Annotated in this window: 4 protein-coding genes and 1 pseudogene; all 5 read right to left on the bottom strand. The window is 79.1% G+C overall.

The features are described from left to right. A pseudogene (locus EF903_RS23865) lies at positions 1–224 on the bottom strand (glycosyltransferase); the annotation flags it as partial. Beyond that, positions 221–1,069, bottom strand: a complete 849-nt coding sequence (locus tag EF903_RS23860) for an alpha/beta fold hydrolase (protein WP_125546387.1) — start codon at positions 1,067–1,069, stop codon at positions 221–223. The pseudogene EF903_RS23865 and the gene EF903_RS23860, both read right to left, overlap by 4 nt. Continuing rightward, the gene (locus EF903_RS23855; RefSeq protein ID WP_260615838.1) at positions 1,066–1,398 is read right to left on the bottom strand and encodes a phosphopantetheine-binding protein; all 333 of its coding nucleotides are present in this window, start codon (positions 1,396–1,398) and stop codon (positions 1,066–1,068) included. Before EF903_RS23855 ends, EF903_RS23860 begins: the two co-directional genes overlap by 4 nt. Then, complete coding sequence (locus tag EF903_RS23850) at positions 1,395–6,041, bottom strand: type I polyketide synthase (RefSeq protein ID WP_260615837.1); 4,647 nt, start codon at positions 6,039–6,041, stop codon at positions 1,395–1,397. Before EF903_RS23850 ends, EF903_RS23855 begins: the two co-directional genes overlap by 4 nt. Further along, positions 6,038–8,442 (bottom strand): SDR family oxidoreductase (locus tag EF903_RS35430; protein WP_260615836.1); only part of this gene is annotated, 2,405 nt, incomplete at its 5' end. The genes EF903_RS35430 and EF903_RS23850, both read right to left, overlap by 4 nt.

Genomic DNA, 8,442 nt, shown 5'->3' with positions numbered 1-8,442 from the left:
CGGCCGTCCACCCCTGCTCCCCGAGCCACCCCGCCGTCCGGTCCGCCGGGGTGGCTCGGGGAGCAGGGGTGGACGGCCGCTCCCGGCCCGGCCAGCCGCCGGACGAGCTCCGGGTCGCCCGCCCAGGCCACCCGGTGGCCCCGGGCGGCCAGTTCGGACGCCACCCCGACCAGCGGGTTGACGTGCCCGACGAGCGGAGGCACCACGAAGAGGAAGGCGCTCACCGGGCGCGCACCCCCGGCCCGACGGCAGCCGGCCGCCGGTCCGCCACCGCGTGCGGGGTGTGGCGGCCGACCCAGTCGAGGACGGCGTCCCGCACCCGCGCCGGCGCCTCCACCAGGACCGAGTGGCTCAGCCCCGGCACCAGTTCCGCGGTGCAGTGCGGCAGCAGCGCGCGCATCCGGGGCGCCTGCTCGGCGAGGTCGGACTCCGCCCCGTACAGGGCGAGGACGGGGCAGCGCAGGGTCCGGATCGCCGCGTCGTCGAGCACCGGGCTGGCCGGGATGTCCGCGGCGATGCTGGTGTCCCGCACGAGCCGCCCGGCCGCCTTCGCCAGGCGGGCGGTGTGCCCGCCGTGGTGGGCGGCGATCCAGGCGAGCGCCGCGCCCTCGTCGGCGGTCATCTCGTGGCGGACCCGCTCCAGCAGGCCGGCCAGCTTGGCCGCCCACGCGGCGGTCGCGGGCTCCGACTCCACCGCCACCAGGCCGGCCACCCGCTCCGGGCGCCGCAGCGCGTACGCGAACGCGACCGTCCCGCCGTACGAGTTGCCCACCAGGTGCACCGGCCCCCGCACCCCCAGCCCGCACAGCACGGCGTCCAGGTCGTCCGCCGCGTCGTCGAGCCCGTACCCGCGGGCCGGGCGCTCGCTGCGGCCGTGGCCCCGCTGGTCGTACATGACGACGTCCAGCCCGGCCGCGGCCAGCGCCGGGGCCACCGTGAAGTAGTAGCTGGCCAGGCTGTCGGTGAGCAGCCCGTGCACCAGCACCACGGTGGCCCGGGCGGGACGGCCGTCCGGCGGCGCCAGGCGCTGCACGTGCAGCCGGACCCGCCCAGTGTCGAGGACGGTCACCGCGTCCCCACCCCGTCCGCGGCCCTCAGGCACCGGCGGATGTGGTCCACGAGCCGGCCCACGTCCAGCTCGATGATCTCCTCCAGGTCCAGGCCGGCGACGAACTCGGCGAAGTTGACCGCGCCGCCGTAGCGCTCCTCCAACAGCCCGGCGAGCGTCACCAGGTCGATGCTCTCCAGTTCGAGATCGGCGCCGAAACGGGTGCGCATCGTGACCTCGCCCTCCTCCACCTCGTAGCCCTCCAGCACCTGTCGGATCATGGCGGTCAGCTCGGCGAGCACCTCCGCCTCGTCGGCCCCCTCGGACGTGCCGGGCCCGCTGGTCGTCACCCTTCGCTCCCCTCGTCACGGTCGGCGCCCGGCCCCGGCGGATCCGGGTCCGGGCCGGTCGTCCACGCCACGACGTACGCGCGCGGCGGCAAGCCCGGAGGGTTGGCCACCTCCGTGCAGCCGACCCGGTACACGCCGTACGGGCCCTGCGGCGCGCCCGGTGCGTCCGGCTGGTCGGAGGCGTCCGCGCGGCGGCGGACGCGGACCGTCAGCCGGTCCGGCTCCGCCGCCGTCACCTCGATGTCCCGGGGCCGGCCGCGCAGTCCGGTGCCCTCCGCCTTGGCGACGGCCTCCTTGGCCGCCCAGAACCGGGTGAACCACACCTCCGGAGCCTCCGCCGAGCCGGCCCGGCAGGCCGCCAGCAGGGCCAGCTCCGCCGTCCCGAACACGGTCGCCGCGGTCGCACCGCCCGGCTCGGCGATCTCCTCGATGTCGATGCCCGGCCCCGGTCCCGGCCCGCCCGGGGCGTCCGCGGCGCGGGCGAGCGCCACGCCCGCCTCGGCCCGGTGCGCCACCGACACCCGCAGCGGAGGCAGCGCGCGCCCGTACCGGCCCGTGACGCGGGGCCGCCCCGACGGCTCGTTCTCCACGAGGAGTTCGGCGGGGAAGACGGGGCCCTCCCCGGCCTCCCACAGCAGGCGGCGCACCGCGTCCTTCGCCGCGATCCGGCCCAGCAGCCACTGCCGGCGGCCGCGCGGCGGCCGGGCGGCGTACGCGGCCCGTTCCGGCCCGCCCAGGGCGTTCCGCATGATCAGCTCGCGGGAGGCGAGGTCGGGCCAGCGCTCGAACACCAGCGACCAGCCGCCGGGCCCGGCCACCGAGAGGGTGTGGCGCTCGGGGAAGCGCTCCACCGGCCGGGTGTGGGGATCGTTGTCGAAGCGCCGGTCCTGCCATCCCGAAAGCTCCGCCCACACCCGGCCCGCCACCATCAGCACGGCGTCCGCCTCCAGCACGGCGTCCGTGAGGGACGTGATCCGCACCGTGCACTCCACCGGGGTGCCGGGCCGCGGGTCCGGGCCGTGGAACCGCATCTGCCGCACCCGCACCGGGAAGACGACGGTCCGCTCGGTCCGCGTCGCCATGATCCAGTAGCCGAGGACCTGCCCCACGTTGTCCAGCAGCCCGCCCGGTGCGGCCGGCACCGTCAGGACGGCCCGCACGTGCCGGTCGCCGATGGCGGTGAGCCGGCTCATCCCCCGGTATGCCGGGCCGTGGAACATCCAGCGCTCCCGGTACACCTCCTCCGCGGTGTGGTCGGGCACGCGCTCGCCCGCCGGGTCGGCCGGCACCGCGGCCGGCGGTTCCGCCGGCCACCGGCCGGCCAGCTCCACCACGGCGCGGGCGTGCGGCCCGAACTCCACCGCCACCCGGTCCGGGCCGCACGGGGTCACCGCGACCGGGACGTCCACCGGCTCGGCGGCCGTCAGCCACCGGTCGAAGCACGCGTCGTGCACCGCCACCGCCGCCCGCCCCGGAGCGGCGCGCTCCGCGGCCGCCTTCATCAGCGCCACGATCGTCGTCGCCGGCACCACCGGCCACCGGTCCGCCACGTCGGGCCAGTCGGCGCGCTGCGGGAAGAAGCAGTGGTCCAGCAGGTACGGCATCTGCTCCACCGACACCCGCACCGTCTCCCGGCGCGCGGCGGGCACCGCCGGCGCGCGACGGCGTACGCGGGGGCCCGGCCGTCCGGCGCCGGCGAGCAGCGCGGCCGCGGTCTGCGCCGTGCGCGCCGTCTCGTCCAGCAGCGCCGACAGCTCGGCGGCCACGGCCCCGCCGGCCGCGGATCCCGCAGCCGCAACCGCCCCGGGGGACGGGTGCGGTGCGAGGGGCGTACGGGCCGACGGGGGCAGCGACACCAGCGCTCCGCCGAGGTCCAGCCGGACCGAACGCCCGCCGCGCGCCCCGGCGGCGCCGGGACGTGCCGGGCCCTGCGACCCGCCCTCCGGCGCGTCCACGGCCCCGGGGCGCGTGGCGGCGCCGGCCGTCCACAGCGCGGCCGCCACCCGCCGCAGCTGCGCCAGACCCCCGCGCCGCGGCGAGTTCGCCGCGACGACCAGGTGGTCGCGTCCCGCCAGGCAGTCCCCGACCAGGGAGCCGAGCTGTCCCGGGCCCGCCTGGACGAAGACGCGGAAGCCGGCCTCGTACAGGGAGCCGGTGAGGAGGCGGAAGCGGACCGGCTCCAGCAGGTGGCGTACGAACAGCTCGCGCACCCCCGCCGCGTCGGCCGGGAACGGCCGGCCCGTCGTGCCCGACCAGACCGGGGTGTGCGGGGTGCGCAGCGGCAGCCGCTCGGCGGCCTCCCGGAAGGGGCCGATGCACGGCGCGAGCATCGGCGTGTGGAATCCCGAGCGGAACGGCAGCGTCCGGACCAGGACGCCGCCGGCGCGCAGTTCGGCGGCGAAGCGCTTGACCGCGTCGGGCGGCCCGCACACCATGCTTTGGCCGGGCGCGTTGTCGTGCGAGAGGACCACCCCCGGGTGACCGCCCCCGGCCAGCCGTTCCGCCACCCGGTCGGCGTGCGCGCCGACGGCCGCGTACGCCAGGTCGGCCGCCCGGACCGCCTCCGGGTCGAGGGCGGCCATGAACGCGTCCACCGCCTCCTCCTCGTACAGTCCGCCCGCGGCCATGGCCGTCCACTCGCCGACGCTGTGTCCGGCGACCGCGTCCGGTACGGCCCCGATGCGGCGCAGCGCGGCGTCGAGGAGGCGCCCGACGGCGACGACGCCCAGCCCGTGCCGGCCGAGCCCGCCCGCGGGCGGGCCGGACGGGGCCGGCGGACGGGGCAGGCCGAACCGGTCGGCGACCTCGTCGACGCGCGGGGCGAACTCGGCTTCCAGGCCGGGGAAGAGGAACACCGTCCTGCCGGGCCCCGGGGCGGCCGCCCCGAGGAGGGGGCCGGGGCGGAACCAGACGTCGCCGCGCCCGTGCCACGGCTCGCCCCTGGCGACGGCCCGCCGCGCCAGGTCCAGCCGCTCGGGGGAGGGCCCGACGACGGCCAGCCGCACCGGGCCCGCCGGTGCGGCGTCGCCCGGCCCCGGGACGCGTGGCGCCCCGTCGGGCGCGTCGAGGAGGCGGGCGAGGCCCTCGGGCGTCTGTGCTGCCAGGAGCAGGACGCTCTCCGGCTCGTCGACCACCGTCCGCGCGCGCGGCCGCGGCGGGACGGGGAGGGCGGCCGCCGGGGCGGCGGCGGCCTGTTCGAGGACCACGTGCGCGTTGATCCCGCCGAAGCCGAACGCGTTGACCCCGGCCCGGCGCGGTCCGCCGCCCGGCCCCTCCTCCCACGGCGCGGCCTGCGCGAGCGGGCGGAAGCGCGTCCCGGCCAGCGCCGGGTGCGGGTCCTCGCAGTGCAGGGTCGGCAGCAGCACACCGTGGTGGACGGCCAGCGCCGCCTTGACGAGCCCGGCGATCCCCGCGGCCGGCATGGCGTGCCCGATCATGGACTTCACGGATCCGAGCACGGGCCGGCCCGGCCCCCGCGAGGTGTCGGGCGGGCCGAACACCTCACGCAGGGTGGCGAGTTCGGCGGCGTCGCCGGCCGGGGTTGCCGTCCCGTGCGCCTCCAGCAGCCCGAGGGAGCCAGGCGCGGCCGGGTCGAGGCCGGCGGCCCGCCAGGCCGCCCGCACGGCCCGTACCTGGCCGGCCGGATCCGGGTTCACCAGGCCGGAGGCGCGGCCGTCGCTGCTCACGCCCGTACCGCGGATCACGGCGTAGACGCGGTCCCCGTCGCGCTCCGCGTCCGCGAGGCGCTTGAGTACCACCACGCCCGTGCCCTCGCCGATGAGCAGCCCGTCCGCGCCGCGGTGGAAGGGGCGGATCCGCTCGCTCGGCGAGAGGGCGCGCAACTGCGAGAACACGCTCCACAGCGTGATGTCGTGGCAGTGGTGCACGCCCCCGGCCAGCATCACGTCACACCGGCCGGCGGCCAGTGCGGAGACCGCCTGGTCCACGGCCAGCAGCGACGACGCGCACGCGGCATCCACCGTGTACGCCGGCCCCCGCAGGTCCAGCCGGTTCGCGACCCGGGAGGCGGCCAGGTTCGGGACCAGCCCGATCGCGTCCTCCGGCCGGTCGGGGCCCAGCCGCTCGGTGAACGCCCGCCGTACCTGCTCCAGCCGGTCCGCGTCCAGCCCCGGCATCAGCTCGCCCAGTGTGTGCACCAGTTGCCGGGCGGTGCGGACGCGCTGGTCGAGGCGGACCAGCCCGGGCGTGAGGTAGCCGCCGCGCCCCAGGACGATCCCGACGCGCTCGCGGTCCGGCAGCCGGCCGGGCCCGCCGGCGTCGGCCAGCGCGTTCGCCGCCACGTGCAGGGCGATCAGCTGGTCCGGCTCCGTGGCGGGCACGGACGACGGCATCACCCCGAGGCGGGTGAGGTCCACCTCCGCGACGGCGTCCACGAACCCGCCGCGACGGCAGTACACCCGGTCGGCGCAGGCCTGCTCGGGCGCGCTGCCGGGGTGGTAGTAGGCGGCGTCCCAGCGGCCGGGCGGCACCTCCCCGACGAGGTCCGCACCGGCGCACAGGTTGCGCCAGTACGCGGCCAGATCGGGCGTGCCGGGCAGCAGCACGGACATGCCGGTGATGGCGACGGGCACGGCGGGCGTGCCCGCCCCGTACGGGGCCCGGGCCGGGGCGTCCACCGTCACCACTGCGATGCGGTCAGGACGACGGCCCGCTCCGCCGGGTCCCCCCACGCCAACTCCCGCAGCAGGGCCGGCGCCCCTTCCTCGGGGTCGATCAGGCGCACCCCCCGCCGGGCGTAGTGCCGGGCCAACTCCGGTACGACCATGCCGCCGTGGACGGGGGACGGGGCCCACGGCCCCCAGTGCACCGTCAGCGCCCGGCGCCCGGTGCGCGCCGCCCACGCCGCGCCGTACGCCTCCAGCGCGTCGTTGGCGGCGGCGTAGTCGGACTGGCCGCGGTTGCCGAGGACGGCGGCGATGCTGCCGAACAGTACGGCGAAACGCGGGCGTTCGCCCTCGGGGAGCTGCTCGACGGCCGCGAGGAGCGCGGCCGCGCTCTGCGTCTTGGTGCCGTGGACCCGGCGGAAGGACTCCGGCGACTTGTCGGCGATCAGCCGGTCCTCGACGATGCCGGCCGCGTGGACCACCCCGTCGATCCGCCCGTGCTCGGCGTGGATCTCCTTGACGGCCTGGAGGACGGCCGCCGCGTCCCGGCAGTCCACGCTGCGGTAGCGGGCCCGCCCCCCGGCGGCCCGTACGGCGTCCAGCGCGGCCGCGACCTCCCGCCCGGCCAGGACCAGGCCGGCGGCGCGCTCGACGTCCGCGGGCGAGCCGTACCGGCCGGTGCGGGCGAGGACGCCCCGCAGGGCCGCGCGGTCGGCCGCGGCGGCGGTCAGCGGGTCCTCCGGCCCGGCGGGGACGGGGGTCCGGCCGAGGAGCTCGACCCGGCAGCGGGCCGCGGCCGCGAGCGCGGCCACGCAGCGGGCGGTGATGCCGCGGGCGCCGCCCGCCACCACCAGGACGGCGTCCCGGTCCAACCCCAGTGCCTCCGCCTCCGCGGCGCCCTCCCCGGCCGGCCCCGCACCCCTGCCGGCGAGCGGCCCGAGCGGCGCCTCGACCAGCACCGGCGCGAACCGGCCGGCCGGCGTCCGCACCACGACCGGCTCGCCGCCGCCCTCGGCGACCTCCTCCAGCAGGGCCTCCGCGGCGCCTTCGGGTCCCGGCGCGGCACCCGCGTCGAGCACCACGCAGCGCACCACCGAGTCCGGATACTCGCGGGCGGCGGACCGCACCAGCCCGTCCACCCCGGCCGCCCGCAATCCGCGGCCTGCCTCCCGGGCGACGTACAGGCGCCGCGCACCGGCCCGCAGGGCCGCCCGTACGACGTCGAACCCGTCCGGGAGGAACGGCGGGCCTTCCGCCTCGCCGAGCGCGTCCAGTACGACGGCACCGTCGAGGGCGCCGCCCGCCGCGGCCGGTCCTGCGCCGCCTTCACCGGGTTCCCCCCGGAGGGCCCCCCGCGCGTCCAGCATCGCCGCCAGCCGGGCGGCCGTACCGCGCCATACGCCGGCCCCGTCTCCGAGGACCGCCCAGCGGGTGCCGGCGAGGTCCGGGGGCCCGGGCCGGGAGCCCGCGATCTCCGCCTGCACGACCCGGTACCGGCGCGGCGCGGCCACCTCGGGCTCGGGTGCCGCGTCGCCGGAGGCACGTCCGCCGGTGGCGGCGGGGACGCCGCCACCGGCCGCGGCGGGCGGGGCATTCCCTGCGGAAGCCCCGGCAGGGGATGCCCCAGCCGGGTGTGCGCTGCCGGAGGTGCCTCCCGCGGCCTGCGCCTGCCTGCGGGAGAGGCTGCCGGTCCCGGCAGGGGCGGCGCCGGTCGGGGGGCCGCCCGCTGCCGGGTGAGTCCCGGCGGCGGAGGCCGCGGCGCGGTGCGACGGCCCTCCGTCGCCGGGGGGAGGGCCGGATGCGGCCGCGGCCGCGGGGGCGCCGCCGGCCGGGTGGCCCGCCCCCGGGCCGGCCCCCGGCTCCTCCGCCGTGCCGGAGGTGCGGCCGGGCGCGCCTCCGGTCGGGCGGACGCCGGCGGGGACCGCGTCGGCGGCCGTCGCAGGGGAGGCCTCGGGGCCGGGCGCGGGGGAGGGCGCACGGGCGGCCAGCCAGGCGGCGATCGCGGCCGCGGTGCGCGCTCGCGCCAGTTCCTCCAGTTCCGCGTCGTCCAGCGCCACGGGCACGGCGGCGCCCTCGGGGGCGAGTCTGCGGGCGAGTTCACCGGCGATCTCGGCGCGCTTGATCGAGTCGACGCTCAGGTCGGCCTCCAGGTCGAGGTCCGGCTCCACCATGTCGAGGGGATAGCCGGTGCGTTCGGCGATCAGCTCCAGGACCGTCCGCAGGATCGTTTCGCCGGTAGGGGCCGAGGCCTGCGGCGACACCGCCCCGGGCGCTTCCGCCGCGCCGGCTGCCCGTTCGGGCGCCGCATCCTGCCCCGGCCCCCTGTCGACGCGGCCGCTGCCGGCTCCGGCGTCGGCCGTCCATCCGGGCCCGTTCTCCGGCAGCGGCTGGGGGAGGGGCCGGGGCAGCGGCAGGGGGT

It is taken from the genome of Streptomyces sp. WAC05292 (genome assembly GCF_003949955.1).
Lineage (GTDB): Bacteria > Actinomycetota > Actinomycetes > Streptomycetales > Streptomycetaceae > Streptomyces > Streptomyces globosus.
Note: the sequence above shows the minus strand (reverse complement) of the source record. Positions and strands in the feature narration are given on the sequence as shown.